This is a genomic window from Lichenicola cladoniae, assembly GCF_013201075.1.
Lineage (GTDB): Bacteria > Pseudomonadota > Alphaproteobacteria > Acetobacterales > Acetobacteraceae > Lichenicola > Lichenicola cladoniae.
Window position 1 is genome coordinate 372,134 of sequence record NZ_CP053709.1, and the last position, 16,120, is coordinate 388,253.

Here is a 16,120-nt window from a genome sequence, read left to right on the forward strand (position 1 = left end):
TCAGGCCATGATGCGGTCGATTGCCACGGCCCCCGCGAGGACCTCCGCCGCCGTGCATTCTGCCTCCTTGCCCGGCGCCTTCCTGGCGGCCAGAAAGCGGGCGATCTCGATGATCGTCTGCCGCCGCTTCCAGTAGTCGGGTACCTCCTGCTGGAGGTAGCCGATCGCCTTGCGGGCGTTGTCTTCCCCCATAACGGTGTAGATTCCAAAAAGGACGTGGCGCACCAGCGTGGAGCCGAAGTCGCCCTCGCCGAGATCCTGGCCCCTGAAGTCGGCCGCCCATTTCAGGCGGGCATCGTTTGCATCGCCTCGTGCCAGCAATCGACGATGGTCGTCGAGGCCGAATGCACGGGCGAACTCCGCGTATGAGCTGAGTTCCTTGCCGCCGCCCGCCTCCACTTCGATCATCTTGAGGTAGAACCGGGCTTCGCGGGGCATGGCGTCCCAAGTGGCCTTCGATAGCCCGTCGGGCACGAGGTAGTTGTTAGCAATACCGACGGCGCGCTCGATGAATGACTGAATCTCGGTCTTCTCGCCCTTCTTCCTCTCGCGCAGGACCTCGGCGCCCACGTCCTTGCCCTCGATGGTCCCGTAGCCGGTGACAACGCGGAGCGCGGCTGCGTACGCCGCTAACTGCAGGTCCGCATCGGTGAAGTGCCTGGTTCCACCTTCGCCAACCGCGTCATCCAAGGCGTGCATGCCGCGGATCTGTGCCACGACTTCGTCCTCGACCTCCGCGAGGACATCCTCGGCCCACCCGTTGCGCGCGTCGAGCCGCTTGCGCAGGACGAGGATCACCGTTCCCTGCACATAACTTCCCGCTGTAACGAACTTTTCCGTCTCGGTGACGACGCACCAAGCGGCTGTAACTCGTAGGCCGGCCGCCCAGAGGATCATTGCCAAGTCGGCCCATACCGAAGCATCTTGATGGGTAAACATAACGATCTGCTGACCGTCATCAGCCATCATCTTCGTCATGGCGCGATATGCGCTGATCATCGAACGACGGAACTCAGTACTCTTGCCTTGGATTGCCAATGCGCGGCGGCTGTCCCATGGCCATCTTGCGAACGCACGCGGAGGATCGCGACGAAGCCATGCAATGAAGAACTCTGTTATCTCGTGGTAATGGATTGCATCCGCGTAGGGTGGATCAGTAATGTATAAGTCGCTGATAGTATGAACGTCATGTGCTGGCTCGACCCCTACAGATTTCCCAGTCTCGATGAATGATGGCCTTCGATAGCCCTCAGCCATGATATCTTGCAGGTAGCTGAATGTACGGCAGCCATAGTTGTAGAATGTTGTGAATGCCATGTTGTCGAACAACTGGGTGGGCTTGGCCCTGCCGGGATCCATCCTGCTCAGCCGCGTGCTGTGGTCCGCCATCTTGCAGAATACGACTGCCAACCCGGCCTGTACATCCTGCTCTGCCTCCTTGATCACCTCCTGCCGGTATAGGGCGAGCAGCAGTAGTTGCCTTGGATGGAACAAGTGATGCCAATGTGTCCAGCCCCGGCCGCGTATTACTTCAGTGGTCTTCGCGCCGGGCATGATCTCCATATCCGGAACAAATCCTTCGGCCTGCCAAGCCATCAGGTTTGTCCGGACGTAGTCCGCAACTTGTCGCTCCCGCTGCCAGTCAGAATTGTCCGGTGCGGTGTAGAGATCGGAGCCGTCCCTCGCACCGATCCAACGGATGCAGGCAAGCCGTTCTTGATAGATGTCTCCAAGCTGCGGCTCAATATCTTCAAGGGTCCATTGACGAAGCCCGTTAGTTCGCTCGCGTCCCACGCGGACGTCTCCGCGGACAGATTTTAGCGAACGCCGGTAGGTGACACCTGCGATGGTGTAAACTAGGTCATCGCCCTGACACGTGCCTGTTGCCGCCGATGCCATCTGCTCGTCGGTTGCTCCTACAATGCAGCACAAGTCGAAGCGCTTTTCGGCGTTGTCCTCAACTAGCTGGAGAACGACCTTCTTCCACTTGTGCACGATCCAGGTCGGTGACATCGGCACCATCCACCCGGTCGTGGGGCAGCGCGTCTCCAGGCAGTAAAGGAACGCCTTGGCGCGGTTGCGGTCGGCGTCGTGCTCAACCTCCATCTCGGTCAGGCGCCTGTCCACGGCCTTGCTCACGCGGTCCTGCGCCGCCGCCAGGCGTGACCTGTATTCGTCGGTTCCGCCCACGACATTCAGCGCCGCCCAGGTCAACATCGCGGCGATCGGGTTCAGGTCGGTTGCCTCGACCTCGCAGCCCATGCGGGCGGCCTCGAACGGGATGCTCCCGCCGCCGGAGAACCGGTCGCTGACCCGGGGACGGTGCCCAAACCTCTTGATGCCTAGCTGTTCAACAAACTCGGGGGTCGAAGCCGCGGTCGTATCATAGTAAATGTTGATTTCAGCCCAAGCGGCGGGGTCGACCCACTCGTCCAGTTCCTCGGGTCGGAGGCAAAAGTCTAACTTCTGCCTGTAGGTCATTCGCCTGAACGCGAGCGCGTCGCCCTGCTTCCGCAGCGCCCGCCGGGCCGCGACCATTGGCGACCATCGGCGCGTGCCGCCGTCCGCGTCTTCATCCTCCTCGCAGACATCACCTACCACAGCTCTAAGAACCTCGATCGGCACTGAGCGCCAAGTTGGCTTCCCGTCCAGATCCTCGATCAGGGTATCGGAGATGGGCCCTGGTAGGTGCCTTAGAGCGTAGTCGGCCGTGATAGATGACCGCCATTTCGCCTTAAGCCCATCCTCGAAGTGAACGGTCTTCTCATCGGCGCTGAGGAAGGGGGCGGCCTCGTCGGCTTTCATCGTCGTGGTATGGCGGCGCCATAGGCTGGCGTCGTCCATGGCCATCAGGCGGAGGAACATCGCCATGTCGCGCGCGCGGCTGGCATCGTCGTCACCCGTGGCGGGCAGCAAGGAGGCCAGGACGCAGGCGTGGACCAAGATCAGCGGCTTGCGGCCTTTCCAGTAAGAACTGGTGGCGGTCAGCGTCTGATTGCCCTTGGAATCGCGTTCCACAAAGCTCTCGCTTGACAGCCGCGAAACGGGGAACACCGTCTCGATCAGCGACGGTGCCAGCGCGGACCATCCGGTCATGCCGGCGAGTGCCGAGGACAGGTCATGGGGCATGGCTCCCTCCCGCATTGGCGGCTAGGTCGATCCGCCCGGCTTTCGCTTGACTGCGAAACAGCCCCTGCGACTCGCGGTCACCCTCCCGGTCCTTGTCGCGGACGCGCCGTCCGGCCTTCGTCACTTGGCCCACTGGTCCCGAGACCGGGTTCTCCGTCATCGCTATCATTAGAGCCCGGCGCCACCCCATGTCCCTGTGGAGGAGTGCATCACCGGTCGCAGCCGCGGCGAGGCTATATAGCGACCATCGTTGTTCCTGCGAGAGGCCGAGCCAGTTCGCTAGCGCTACAGGGATCTTCTCGACGGGTGCATTCTCGATCGACCACGCCAGGAGGACCAGTTCTTTGCCCAGCAGCCGGTCGATCGGGATGTCCCCCGATGTCCATCTTCCCGTCCGCATCCCCCGTGGCTTCAGGCGCCGGTTAAACTCCGCCCGGACGGCGTCGGACACCTCGTTCCACCGGGAGCGCTCGACGATCGCGCGTACCACCCGGTCTCCCTCGGACTCGGATGTGCCCTGCGCGCCGTAATCCTCGATGATCGTGACCGGGTCTCTGACAGCCCGCGAGATGCTCACTACGAACCGGTGCTCCTCGGCCGATCCAGAACCGCCGAAGCCGGCGCCGGACCCGCTCACTGGACCACGTCCTTAACGTCGTACGCCTGGCCGATCGCGTTCGAGAACCCGTTCAGGTCAGTGCCGGTTTCGAAACTGACGACGGGCGCGGCTAGCGTCACCTCCCCACCTGGGACCCTGGCCTGGAGGTCTGCAAGCACGCCCTCCATGTCCGACGCGGGCAGGCCCAAGCCTTCACCCATGACCAGGCTCGCGAATGCTTCCGAATCCTCCCTGCTGGTCACGTTGATCTCAAGTCCCATGATTGTCGCCTGGGCGTCCTTCGCCGCCTTGACAGCGTTGTAGGTGTCTTCAGTCGTCCGGAACTTGAGCCGCGCCTTCCATTTGGCGGGCCGGTTCGGATCGATTTCTGGCGCTTCGGCACCTCCACCTGTCCCGCTCCTTGGGGGGAAGCGGTAGGTTACCTTCTCCGACCTGACGCCCTCTCTCTCGGCAATCGCAGCGAAAGTGCATCCGCCGTCGCCGATTTCGATAGGCCCCGTGTACGGCGTGCCCGAGGAGGCCGGCTCGCTGTCATCCATCGTGAAGCGGATTGCGGCGCCTGGCGGTATTGAGGAGAGCGCCATCCGGCGGGTCGTGGCCCCGGATTGGGGGTCGATCTTCACCTCGATCTTGCCGGTCCAGTGCACGGGGTCCCCGGTCTCGTGATGGCCTTCCGTGCCGACGGTGTGCTTAGTGTCCACGCATAGGAACCACAGGGACACCTTGTCGCTGTCCAGGACCTCCCCCGTCACGATGGGCGAGGCCGCCGAGACGCTGGAGGTCGGTGCCCAATGCACCCGGTCGCCATGGACGGCCTTGACCTCCAAGCTCGTCTTTCCTGTCGTCTCATCCCGTGTCCGTGTCCTGCAGATGACCCCGGTCCGATCGGGCGGGAACGGGGGCTTCTCCACGTAGCCGCCGGGGTGGACGCGCCAAAGCTTTCGCACCTCGACGCACTGGTCGCGGATATGATCCAGGCCACGCGGCGGCAGCATCACGAAGCCCTGCTGCATCGCGGCGGCGCGCTTCACGTCGACCCAGGGCACGCGCTTGGCCGAGAACAGGTCGGATTCAATGCGCGTCCGCAGGCCGTCGAACTCGTCATCCACCTTAGGTCGGAACTTCCGGGCGTCGGTGAGGACCTTCTTGATCTGCTCTTCGCCATCGTAGTGGTTGGCGGCAAACGTCATCCGAACCGCGGCCGCGCGCAGGCCCCTGGCCTGGGGGTAGTAGACGGCCTTGAAGGTCTCGATGACATGCGTGCTGAAGGCGGCACTCTTGTCCTCCAGCAGGCGGCGCGCTTCCACAGCCTGCGGTGAACCCTCCGCCAGGCGTTGGCGGTCGATGATGTCCTTCACGACGTCCTCGGCCGCCTTCAACTCGCGGGCCGCCATGTTAAGGTCCGTCATTCCTCCCGCGTCGCCAGTCAGAAACAACAGTCGGTTCTTATATTCCGCCTCTTCCCAAACCTTCTGCGCGACTGGGTTCAGGCCGTCCTGGTGCGGCTCGATGATGACGAGCAGCACCGCGTCCTGTTCGAGGACGATGCGGTCGGGGCTGGGAAGGGGGAGGACCCGCTGGTAAAGGTCGCGTTCAGTCGGCCCGAACATCGCCTCCAACTTATCGCGCAACGTTCTCGTGACGACGTCGATGGTGTATCCGCCGGCCAGCGCGTTCAGCTTTGCCTGCACGTTCTCCGTTGGCGAGAAGTACCACCGGCCATCGCGGTCTCGGTGGAGATGGTTCGCCTTGGAGCGCAGCGCGTCCAGAGCTTCGCGGACGCCTTCCACCTTAGATCCCGGCGTGACCAGGCATTCCGTCAATTCCGGCTCAGTGAGTCCCACGACCGGGTTCGCAGCTGTAGACAAGGACGACATCAGCAGCAGGGTGGCCGCGGGTACCACGACATGGTGTCCGGAGGCGCCGTCCAGCGCCTCCGCCTTCGCGCCGCCGTTCGAGGCCACGTCGGTGGCAATCGCATTGCTGAGAGCGTCGTTAATCCGGCGCACCGCATTGACAGTCTGCGGATCGTTCAGGTCCGCGTGCTGGAAGCCGATGAGGAACGGGGCATCCTTCCGCCCGGGCTTTAGCACGGCGCGGGTGATCAGCCGCATCAGCGTGATCAGGTCGCGGGTCTGCTGGTAGCCCGGGTTCTCCCTGAATCTCGCTGCGATGTCCCGCAGCGATGGATGGAACGGATAGGAGGCGTGTATCCGTTCCTTGATGCTCTCCGGAGTGCCGACCACGACATCCATCGCCTTGGCCCGCTTCAGGGATTCGACGTACGCCTCGGCGACGTCCTCGACCTCCTGGCTCTGTGGTTGCGGGCATGATGCGAATATCCGCTTGCGGAGGATTTGGTAGATCTCGTCAGTGTTGAGGCGCACTGGGGAGACATCGACAGCCTGTCGGTTGGCCTCGCCTTCCATGTTCACCAGTGCCTCGGAGAGAAGTGCGGAGCCGCGCTGGTAGGTGTTCGTGAGGTCGGTGATAATCACCATCGCCCTGGGAAGCCCCGCCACGGCCACCATCAAGTTCGCGATCGCGCGCACCGTGACGCGAGCGAGATTGCTACTCCCGATGGAGGTCGACTCGGCGTTATCCAGATAGGTCGGCAATTCGTCGAAGGCGATCACGACTGGGGCGTCGCCGATGAGCCTCTGCCAGTCGTTCGGCGATGGGGCGCTGGCGACCGGTCTATAGAATGGTTCGAAGATAGCGGCCTTCCTGAGACGCTCCGCGATATACCCCCAGAGGTACGTAGGGTAGTTCTCCCGGCCATCGACCGCGACGACGTCGGCATCGCCAAACCCGTCGGCAAACGGGCTATCGGGGACTATGCTGAGCCGCGTCTCCGCCGAAGCCGCTAGGAGTCCAAACGCGATGACGGTGTGGGTCTTGCCTCCGCCCATGCCCTGGGTGAGCTTGAAGACGCACTTGCCGGACTTCCCGGCCAGGCGTTCGAATCCTTGGTCGAACAGCCCCTGCATTCCGCCGGTGGTATGGTTGTTCGCGAAGAAGTCGGCCGGGGCGATGTTGTTGCTGATGAAGTCCTGGAGGTTCTCCACGCGGTCCAGCAGACTGTCGTCGTCGACGGTCTCGTTCGCCTTGCAGAGGTCCTTGACCGTCCCGACCATACCCGTCTCCCGGCGCGGCCGCCTCGATGACGGTGTTCCACTATCCTACATTAATGATAAATGTGGAACAGTGACTTGACAAGTCCAGCCGCGCGGTCGGATTCACCGACGGAGGCAGTGGGCGCTCTGGGTCAGGCGGCTGCGCCGATGCGCCAGCACGTGCTGCTGCCAGTATTTACGATCATGTTGCACGTGCGGGCTGCTCCACCCAAAGTCGGAACCATCACCACAGCAGCCAGCTACGTCAGCGTGTCAGCCCCGAACGCATACTCGAAATATGCAAAAACTTACATTTACCATTCCAAAGACCTGAGGTCTCCGGTCAGGCAAACGGGTTGGCAACCACCTTCGGCGTTTCAGGAGGCGGTATGGCCTGTGGTAGATCTTTCTGAGCCTCGAGGGTCTGCACCACCCGATCGAGCACAGCCTTCAGGGCCTTGGCGTGTGCCAGGCCCTGCTGATCCCTGCTGAGATCCAGACTGCCGTAGAGCGCAATCCGATCACTGCCGTTCTCAATCGTCAGCTTGCCGACGGAGATAGACACGGCATCGTCGGCATAAGGCGTGAGCTGGGTCATAACGGATCCTATGGATTCAGTAATTGCTGGAGAAAGCTGCGTTCCTGGCGGCGGTAACGCGTGCGACCTTTGGGGGCATACGGGCTGTCCTCAGGCGGCGGCAGCGTCATGGTCACCTGCTTGACGCTGTCAGAGAGAGCCGGAAATGGGTCGACGTGGACCGCCTGGATCAAGACCGCAACTGAAACCGCGTCGCAGGTCGGGGTTTTGGTGTTCTTGCATACATAAACGCCTGCTTCTCCAATCCGCGGATCGTAGATCGCCTTCCACGTCGAACTGGGCACGAGGACGCCCCCAGGGCCGATCGATTGAAGTTGCTCGCCATAGAAGGCCGGGCCTGTCACCACGTAGAGTTCACCGTCCCTGCCGGCGAGATCACGAACGGCGGTCTCCACGCCCTCCCACACGCCACGATTAAGCTCGGCCGTCTGCGGCACGACATTGGCGAGGGAGAAAGTTTGCTGCTGCGCCATCTCATCCGGCGCATCCCCAGATGGTGTCATATGCCCGCGGTCGAATCCGCTTCGACGATAATCGGCAAGTTGCGCCTGGTCGCCCGGGGGCAGCCGGTCTTCCGTATGAAACTCACCCCGACGACGCATCTGGCGGGCCTGTTCGAGCGAAGCTCGGGTCAGGTGCTCCGCCGACCAGAGTGGGCCGTGAGTAACGCCCGACGCCAGCACGGCATAAGCATCGTTGCACAGCATCGTCGTCCGCTGCTCAAGTTTTGAGTTGGTAAGCGCCGGAGCTTGCCCGCCTAGAAACGAAAGCGCGCAGCTGGCGTCCTGGGCCATAGCGGCAACCGGGTTCAGGTAAGCCAGAAGGGCGAACGGCAAGAAAATAAGGGTTTTCATGCGCAAACGGTCCCGCGCAGATGTAACGATGGTCTGGTATGGGTTATTTCCAAGATTGATCTGCTCACAATTCATGATTGACGGTCACTCGACTTAGAAACGGCGCAACAGTTCCAGAGTGTCCAGTTCAGCGAACGCCCTGGATGAAATGCCAACCGGACGGGGCGACTTCATGCTTTGGCTATGCAGCCAGCCCATGACCCGGTTTGCCGCCGGAATGTCGTCGATGAAGCATGACGGCCTGGTGAAGCCGCGGCGATATTCGACATGCGTGATGCTGACGCGCTGCATGCCCCGCGTCAGTGCCACGTACGCAAGCCGTCTTTCCTCGTCATGGTCGCCGTACGTGCTGGGAAACGTCGAGGCGTCCCATCCCGGCAGGAACACGTGCGGAAACTCCAACCCCTTGCCTTTGTGCAGCGTCATGAGTTGCACACGGCCCTCGGTCGCCTCGCCGGGTGCAGCGCTTGCCAGGGCGGCATGATCCAGCAGGTCGGCCGCATTGTGAAAGCTTCCTGCCAGGGTGACCAGTTCCTGCAGGTTTTCCATGCGATCTTCGGTCTCTTCGGCCCGGCTGGCACGGAGCATCTCGCGATATCCAGTGCGGTCGAGCAGCAGAGAGATTTGGTCTGCCAATGTGCCGGTGTCGTTGCGGCCGACCGAACGGATCGCATCGACAAAGCTCAGGATGGCCACTCTTGCTTTGGGCGGTAGTTTGGCGGTCTCGACTGACTGCAGCAGGGACACCCCGCGGAACGCGGCTTCCAGATGGATTTCCTCAAGCGCCTTCGGGCCGATCCCGCGCGGCGGTGTGTTGCAGACGCGTCGGAATGCCTCGTCCGATTGAAAATCATCGGGGCGGGCGGCAAGGCGTAGCAAGGCCAAGGCGTCCTTGATTTCGGCACGTTGATAAAAGCCGACATCGCCGACAATGACGTAGGGCACCCGGCTACGCATGAGGGCCTCTTCGATACCGCGCGACATATGGTTGGAGCGATACAGCACGGCGATCTGATCCCAGGAGACCCCAGCACTCCCACGGCGTCGGATCTCGGCCGCGATGCCGGCCGCCTCGCCTTCGGCGTTGTGGAAACCAACCACCTCGATCGGTTCGCCAACAGCTTTGGTCGTGCGCAAGGTCTTGCCGAGCCGTTTCTTGTCCTGCGCAATCACGGCATTGGCGGCAGCAAGGATATGGCCGGTAGAGCGGAAGTTGTCTTCCAAGCGCACCTGACGCGATGATGGAAAATCATGTTCGAAGCGCCGGATGAACGTGATGTCCGCGCCGCGGAAGGAATAAACGCTCTGGTCATCGTCGCCGACAACGAAGATCTCTCCATGATCGGCGGCCAGCAGCCGCAACCAGGCGTACTGAACATAGCAAACGTCCTGATATTCGTCGGCCAGGATGCAATCGAACCGGTCGGCCCACCGGCGTCGATAAGCCTCGTCGCGCTGCATGGTTTTGGTCGGCCATAGCAGGAGATCGCCGAAGTCGGCGGCGTTGGCCTCGCGCAAGCGGCGCTGATACTCGATGTAGATGCGCGCTGCCAAACGCATACCGATCGGGTCGATCGTACCGTGGGTCGCCTTGGCCTGAGCGATCATCGCCTCGACGCGCGCAGGCGCCTCATCTGGCGTGATGAGATTGTCCTTGAACTTACCGATCCGATTGCAAAGCTGCTTCAACGGATCACTGCCGTCGCCTGCATCTTCGGGCGACACGTTCATCGCCTTCAAGGTGCGCTTGACCAGGCGCTTGCTGTCGTCGGCGTCGAGGATATCGAAGCCTGGCCGCAATGCGGCCACCTCGGGCTCGATGCGCAGCTGACGGGCGCCAAGGCCATGGAATGTTCCAACCCATGACGGGACGCTTTCTCCCACCAGCATGCCGCGGATCCGGTCAGCCATCTCCTTGGCGGCCTTGTTGGTGAACGTCACCGCCAGGATGCGCGCCGGCGGTACTCCGCGCAGGGCGATGCGCGACGCCACACCCGCGGTCAGGGTTCGTGTCTTCCCCGTGCCTGCGCCAGCCAGCACCAGCACCGCACCCTGCAGCATCGCCGCTTCTGCCTGGGTGGGCGTGAGCCCGTCCAGGATCGCCGCCATCCGCTCGGCTCGAGCCGATGGGTCGGCAGTGTGCACGGTCAAACCGTTCATCTCATTGAATTTCGACATGACACCCCCAGCCCGATACGCGGATCAATTCCTCATCGGTCGTGAAAACAGTGAACTGGCCGTCGAGCACCCACTGGCCGTCGTCATCACGGTCACCGCCGACGATCACGCCTTCGATGTGCTGCTGCGAGATATCCTCGGTCTCGACAGAGACGAATGTGTCGGTCAGGCCATTACCGGTTACCGGACACGCACAGCGGCGCTGCTTGGCTGGCGGCAGCCGGGAGAAGGCTGCTCCAAGGCGGGCCAAAGTCGCCTCGCGCTCGATCGCCGCCGTCAGGTCAGCGGGAGCTTCCAGGCTGTCGGCTCCGACAAGCTCCCGCAGTTTGGCCAGGAACACGGCGGCCGCGCGGCGCGGCGCCCATGGCTGCCACGGCAGGCACCCCTCGAGGCACGGCATCGGATCCGTCATCACCGGGCTCATGTGAATGCCGAGCATTTCGTGCACGGCGTCGCGTGCCCAGCCGGCCACGTGCAAAGCCTCGGAGGCGGCGGCCAGATGATCGGCGCGCTTATGCAGGAGGTAGTCCTCATGCGACCAGTCGGGCAGCCGGTAGCGAACCGCGATGGCGTGCTGCAGGCGCTGGGTCAGGGCGGCAAAGTCATCGCCCAGGTGCGGCTTGAGCGGTGAGATTGGGTCGAAGCCGAGCAGCCCTTCATCCGCATCGTGCAGCAGCTCGCGCAGTGCCTCGCCCGGTGTCAGCGGCTGATGCGGCTGCATCTGCTGGCGTAGCACCAACACCAGCAAGCTGTGCTGGGCCACGGACAGCGGCAGGTCCCAGTGTGAGTGACCACCCCAGCGGTAGGTGCGGGACAGGCCGACCGCCAGGTCCATGTCCTGCCAGTCGTCCGGCTGTGGGTCGACAAGATTCAAACGGCGGCCGGAGCCCAACAGCACCCAGGCGCGATCGGGCCTCATGAAGACCTCCCCTGCTTGAGCACGTCGTTCCAGTCCTTCAGTCCGTGCAGTGGCAGCAAGCGTTCAGAGCCAACCCCCGCCGCTTGCGCCATCTCGATCAGCCGGGCGGCGTAGCCGTCCCCGGCCCGGTCATTGTCGGTCGCGGCGACCAGGACACCTCCCGGTCGTTCTGAAAGCTCTCGAAGCTGCAGCTCGAGGGCTGTCAGCGTTGCCGGACCCATGCCACCTGCCGTCGCAAGATAGAGCGTGTCAGCACGCAAGCGCTCGACGGTCGCGATGCTCATGGCGTCGATCGGCGCCTCGGCCACCACCAGACGGCGCATCGGAACGCTGCTGTTGGGGAGTTTCCCTGGCAACCGGAACAAGGTCTTCTCGCCGCCCGGGCTGAAGCCACGGTACTCAGGGCCGCGCATTTCGATCCCGGTCAGTCCGCCGTCGTGGTCATGGTGAGCAAACCAGGCGCTGGCGTAGGGGCCCTCGCGGAGAACCCCGGCATAAACAGCGGCAAGAATCGTGGGCGTCGGCAAGCGACGCTGCTCCGTCAAGTAGCGCCAGGTCGGCGATCCCCGCGCGGGCCGGCGTCGGCTGTTCCACTTCACATCAAACGGCACGACCGGTCGTGGTGGTGCCGAACGAGCTTCGTGCACTGGGTAGGATGGACTCAAACCAACAAACGGGCGCAGCAGCTTGCGCACCTCGCCGAAGTTCAGGCCGGGATTGAGATACTGCACCAGGCCGAAGACATCGCCCTTCGCGGTGCTGCCTGGGTCCCACCAGCCCCGTCCCTCATGGGTGACCAGCAGGATCTCGCCGGCCGCCCTGCGGTATTTCAGGCAGTGGCGGGTGCTCTCCTTCTTGTCCAATTGCCAGGGTGGCGGATGCCGTTCCAGCAACACGGCACAACTGACCCCTGCCCTCATCTGCTCCAGCTCGCCATCATGACCGTTCATCATCCGCACTCCTGTCCTTTGAATACGATCCGACGATCGCGTGCCGCGGACGGGACAAGGGCGCCTGCGCAGCAGGCGGGAGCACTGGCGACGCACCCTTGTGGCGGCCAAGGCGCAAGCGATAGCGGCATTCTCATCCCCATATTTGCCGATCCTGGCTCTAGCCTCAGGTGGCTTGGGGCGAACGGCACCTCTAAATCCGTGCCTTCGGCTGCTATTTTCGTTCGCGCCGAACCAAGCAAGGCTTCAGCAAAGCAATGGGAGACGACTGTGCTGAAGATGAGCCGACGCGGTACTGTGGAGGTTGTGCGGGAGCTATCGGTGCCGGAGGACCAGGCGCTACGTCGCGCATTTGGGCGCCACGCAGAGCCCGAGGATCGGGCGGCCGGAGCTGCCGTGATCCGGCGCCATCAGCGTGCTGGCACAGGATGCTGGTTCCTGTGCGATTGTCTGGGCCCCGACGTACTCCCCCCGCCTTGGTTCCGGTCTCGGAGGCCCATATCCGCCGCCACTATGAACATCCCTGGCCGGCGCACGACGCCGATTGCGTGTTTCACCGGGATGCGGCTCAGCAACGTGCCATCACGCGCAGTTACATTCGATTGCCCGAGGGCAAGGCCGTTTCACTCCTAGCCAGCTTGGGTGGAGATGATGGTGAGCGCGCGCCATGCCTACAGCCGCGCAGCTACGGGCGCCGGCGAGGAGCACTGGCAACCTTGCTGATGCAGTTGATCGAGACCGCAGGCTTAAATCGAGTAGCAGCCTCCGGCGTGGTCGCTCCGATCAGTGACCAGTACAAAGCTCTACGGGCTGCGACGGGGGGGATCGAGCTTGATGAAGGCGTGCCGCTATCGAAATGCGTCTGCACGTATCTTCCCGCGCTGCCTGAGTTCATGCTTCGTATCGGCCAGATCCCACCCGGTCGTTTCCCTAAAACAGGGCGTCCGCATGGGATTTTGATTGCAGTGGTGGGAGATGCCTCAGCCGGATTACTGCAGCCGTCGCGGGGAGATCCCGTCGCAGTGCGTGGTGAGATTGCCATCTTCGGCGAACGTGAGGGACACAGCCGCCAAAGCGTCGAAGATCGCCGCGCCCGGTCGCCCTATCTGGCGATTTGCGTGATTGGTTGTCCGGCTCGGGGAAGCTCGGTCGAGGTGCTGAAGGCCTATCTCCACCCTTGTATCTCGGCAGGGCATTTGATGCCGGTGGATAGCAACCTGGAACGTCAAACGTTCCAGGTGTTGGTTCAGCTGCGAACTTGGCTGTTCCATAAGAAGAGAATTGGGCTTTCTATCGTAAAGCCCTTGTTTGATATGTCAGCCAGAACCGGCGTCATGGAACCAGATAGCAACAGCGATACTCCGCACGAGCCCTGCATTCCTGACTTTCTGCTGGAAGCCGACCGCGTTCCAAAGGATGGCAAATCGCTATTGGTTATCGAGACTATGGGTTATGCCGATACACAGTACCGGAACAGAAAAGAAATCACTCATACCAAAATGAGTCTTGTGACGGGGCAATCGCCGGTAATCAGGCACGACTTCCATTATCCACTTAATCAAAACCAAACCGAGCGCGACAGGCACTTTTGGCTAGATTGTCGGTGGCAAATTACCGGGCGAGGATAAGTGGATGCTGCAATGCAGGACGGTCTTGTCAAACTCAGCACGCTCGGGCCAGGTTCCCAGATATGACGAGCGCTCGAGGCTGCGCTGGTCCGTCCAACCGATGTTGAACTCAAATTTCCCAGTCCTCAATTTTTAACCCATCTACGCGAGCGAACTCAGACGTGTTGTGCGTGATCAAAATCAGGCCGCGTGCTCTGGTCTGCCCTGCAATCAGTACGTCACACGGGCCGATCGACTTCCCCGCCGATGTCAGGACCGCCCGGATTGCTCCCGCCTGCCTGGCATCTTCCTTGTCGAATTCTAAAACTTCAAACTGAAGTGCCTCGACCACAGCGAGGTTCGCTGCCCGTTTCTGGCTCTTGTACGCCCCGTAGAACAATTCATGAGCCACGACTGCCGGAAGGCCGAAATCGGCCGGGGCATGTTTTCGTATGCGCCCCGATAACATCGGCTGAGCCTTCAGCAGGCTGATCACAGCATTGGTGTCAAGCAGATACTTCATTCAAAAAATCCGAGCTCCGGCCGCTCCTGTTCAGGTATCTTTTCACCAGCCGCGTGCTCGAAGTCTGGATCAACAGAGCCTGCGATTGCATCGAGCCAAGCCCAATTCGTTGGGATTGGCTCCAGGATGACGGCGGAGCCATGACGGCGGATACGTACTTCGTCCTGCTCCAGCCGGAAGGCTTTTGGCAGGCGCACTGCCTGGGATCGACCGGACCAGAAGACCTTTGCTGTTTCCACGGCCACCTCCAAAAGACATTCCAAAGGTATATATCATTCGGGCGTATTTGGAAAGCATTTCCTCGGGAAGCGCCATCTCAATGAGCTATAGCTCCCAAATTGGAGTCCAGCTCTGGCAGCCCTTTAGCTTGCTAGGAAGCTCCAAGATCCGCTGCATCGGGTTCTTTAGCGGCCTGCGCCACGGTCCAGCCACGCATTACGTGCCAGCTTCGAGTGAGGTGGTCCCACGTCGTCAGGCCGCCATCTTCTCAGCAGGACCGTGAGTTCGCTCACTTGCTTCCAAAGATCACAACGGATCGTCAATGTAAGCCACGGTCGGTAGATGCGATCCCCGGGAGTAACCGATGGTGCGGTGTGATCTTTAGAAGCGCGAACAATATTTCGAAGTCTAGGGTACCGCTTCTCACCTCAGCGCGTAGGCTGCCTAATGGTGTGCACTTTAGGAGCGTTCAAACAGGGACTGAGCTGCTGCCGGTTCTGTGGACACCTATTTTAAGCTGACGCTTTGATACGCTCAAACTCCATAGGGCTCAGATATCCGATGGTCGAGTGGCGTCGGCGCGGGTTGTAGAACCGCTCGATGTAATCGAACACGTCAGCCCGGGCCTGGTCCCGGGTGCGATACACTTTGCGAGCTGTCCGCTCGGTTTTCAGCGAGGAGAAGAAGCTTTCCATCGCTGCATTGTCCCAGACGTTACCCGACCGGCTCATGCTGCATGTGACGCCGTGATCCGCTAGCAGCTTCTGAAACTGCTCACTGCTATATTGGCTTCCCTGATCCGAGTGGTGGAGCAGCGCGTTTGGTTTGCCGCGGCGCCAGATCGCCATCATCAGCGCATCCGCGACGAGCTGGGCGGTCATGGTCGCGCTCATCGACCAGCCCACCACGCGGCGTGAAAACAGGTCGATGACGGCCGCTACGTAGAGCCAGCCCTCGGCTGTCCAGAGATAGGTGAAGTCGGCGATCCACTTCTGGTTCGACGCCCTGGCCTCGAACTGACGATCCAGCACGTTGTCTGCCGCTTCGTGCCGGGCGCCCTTGTCCAAAGGTAGACCCCGGCGGCGTGGCCTTGCCCGCAAGGCGTGCTCACGCATCAACCGCTCGACACGGTGCAGCCCGCATGCAGCTCCCTCGGCCAGCACGTCGTGCCAGACCCGCCGGGCGCCATAGGTCCGGTCACTGCCGACGAAGCTGGCCTTGATCTGGACGCCGAGCACCTCGTCACCGCGCGCCCGGGCACTGGGCGATCGGGAGAGCCAGGCATGAAACCCACTGCGCGAGACATCGAGCGCCTCGCAAAGCCACCGCACCGGCCAGATCCCTCGATGTTTCGCGATGAAGCCGAACTTCACAACAACTCCCTCGCAAAGTAGGCCGCGGCTTCCTA

The 16,120-nt window shown here is 62.0% G+C and carries 11 protein-coding genes and 1 pseudogene; 1 reads left to right on the forward strand and 11 read right to left on the reverse strand.

Going from position 1 to position 16,120, the window contains the following annotated elements:
- From HN018_RS23710 to HN018_RS23745, 8 genes are all read right to left on the reverse strand, one after another.
- Nucleotides 1-3,129: an anti-phage-associated DUF1156 domain-containing protein gene (locus HN018_RS23710; RefSeq protein WP_171833829.1), complete on the reverse strand. Its 3,129-nt coding sequence runs from the start codon at nucleotides 3,127-3,129 to the stop codon at nucleotides 1-3.
- Nucleotides 3,119-3,766, reverse strand: coding sequence for a DUF3780 domain-containing protein (locus HN018_RS23715; RefSeq protein WP_171833828.1), 648 nt, complete (start codon nucleotides 3,764-3,766; stop codon nucleotides 3,119-3,121). The genes HN018_RS23710 and HN018_RS23715 overlap by 11 nt, the downstream gene beginning before the upstream one ends.
- Nucleotides 3,763-6,885 (reverse strand): DUF499 domain-containing protein, encoded by a 3,123-nt coding sequence (locus tag HN018_RS23720; RefSeq protein ID WP_171833827.1) that lies wholly within the window; start codon nucleotides 6,883-6,885, stop codon nucleotides 3,763-3,765. The genes HN018_RS23715 and HN018_RS23720 overlap by 4 nt, the downstream gene beginning before the upstream one ends.
- A gap of 322 nt (nucleotides 6,886-7,207) precedes the next feature.
- Entirely contained in the window at nucleotides 7,208-7,462 is a 255-nt protein-coding gene (locus HN018_RS23725) for a hypothetical protein (RefSeq protein ID WP_171833826.1), read from the reverse strand.
- 8 nt (nucleotides 7,463-7,470) lie between these two features.
- Nucleotides 7,471-8,391, reverse strand: a complete 921-nt coding sequence (locus tag HN018_RS23730) for a DNA/RNA non-specific endonuclease (protein ID WP_239479385.1) — start codon at nucleotides 8,389-8,391, stop codon at nucleotides 7,471-7,473.
- 18 nt (nucleotides 8,392-8,409) lie between these two features.
- Entirely contained in the window at nucleotides 8,410-10,494 is a 2,085-nt protein-coding gene (locus HN018_RS23735; protein WP_171833824.1) for an ATP-dependent helicase, read from the reverse strand.
- Complete coding sequence (locus HN018_RS29265; RefSeq protein ID WP_338034033.1) at nucleotides 10,478-11,413, reverse strand: hypothetical protein; 936 nt, start codon at nucleotides 11,411-11,413, stop codon at nucleotides 10,478-10,480. Before HN018_RS29265 ends, HN018_RS23735 begins: the two co-directional genes overlap by 17 nt.
- Nucleotides 11,410-12,366 (reverse strand): DUF3991 and toprim domain-containing protein, encoded by a 957-nt coding sequence (locus tag HN018_RS23745; protein WP_239479413.1) that lies wholly within the window; start codon nucleotides 12,364-12,366, stop codon nucleotides 11,410-11,412. Before HN018_RS23745 ends, HN018_RS29265 begins: the two co-directional genes overlap by 4 nt.
- A gap of 713 nt (nucleotides 12,367-13,079) precedes the next feature.
- Between HN018_RS23745 and HN018_RS23750 the strand changes: the two genes are divergently transcribed.
- Nucleotides 13,080-13,991: a hypothetical protein gene (locus tag HN018_RS23750; protein ID WP_171833823.1), complete on the forward strand. Its 912-nt coding sequence runs from the start codon at nucleotides 13,080-13,082 to the stop codon at nucleotides 13,989-13,991.
- Nucleotides 13,992-14,100: 109 nt separating this feature from the next.
- Here HN018_RS23750 and HN018_RS23755 read toward each other — a convergent pair whose 3' ends face one another.
- From HN018_RS23755 to HN018_RS23765, 3 genes and pseudogenes are all read right to left on the reverse strand, one after another.
- Nucleotides 14,101-14,493, reverse strand: coding sequence for a type II toxin-antitoxin system VapC family toxin (locus HN018_RS23755; RefSeq protein ID WP_171833822.1), 393 nt, complete (start codon nucleotides 14,491-14,493; stop codon nucleotides 14,101-14,103).
- Nucleotides 14,490-14,732 carry an antitoxin gene (locus tag HN018_RS23760; RefSeq protein WP_171833821.1) on the reverse strand — a complete coding sequence of 81 codons (243 nt, stop codon included), beginning with the start codon at nucleotides 14,730-14,732 and terminating at the stop codon, nucleotides 14,490-14,492. The genes HN018_RS23755 and HN018_RS23760 overlap by 4 nt, the downstream gene beginning before the upstream one ends.
- 492 nt (nucleotides 14,733-15,224) lie before the next feature.
- Nucleotides 15,225-16,112 (reverse strand): annotated as a pseudogene (locus HN018_RS23765) (IS3 family transposase); the annotation flags it as partial.
- Nucleotides 16,113-16,120 lie beyond the last annotated feature (8 nt).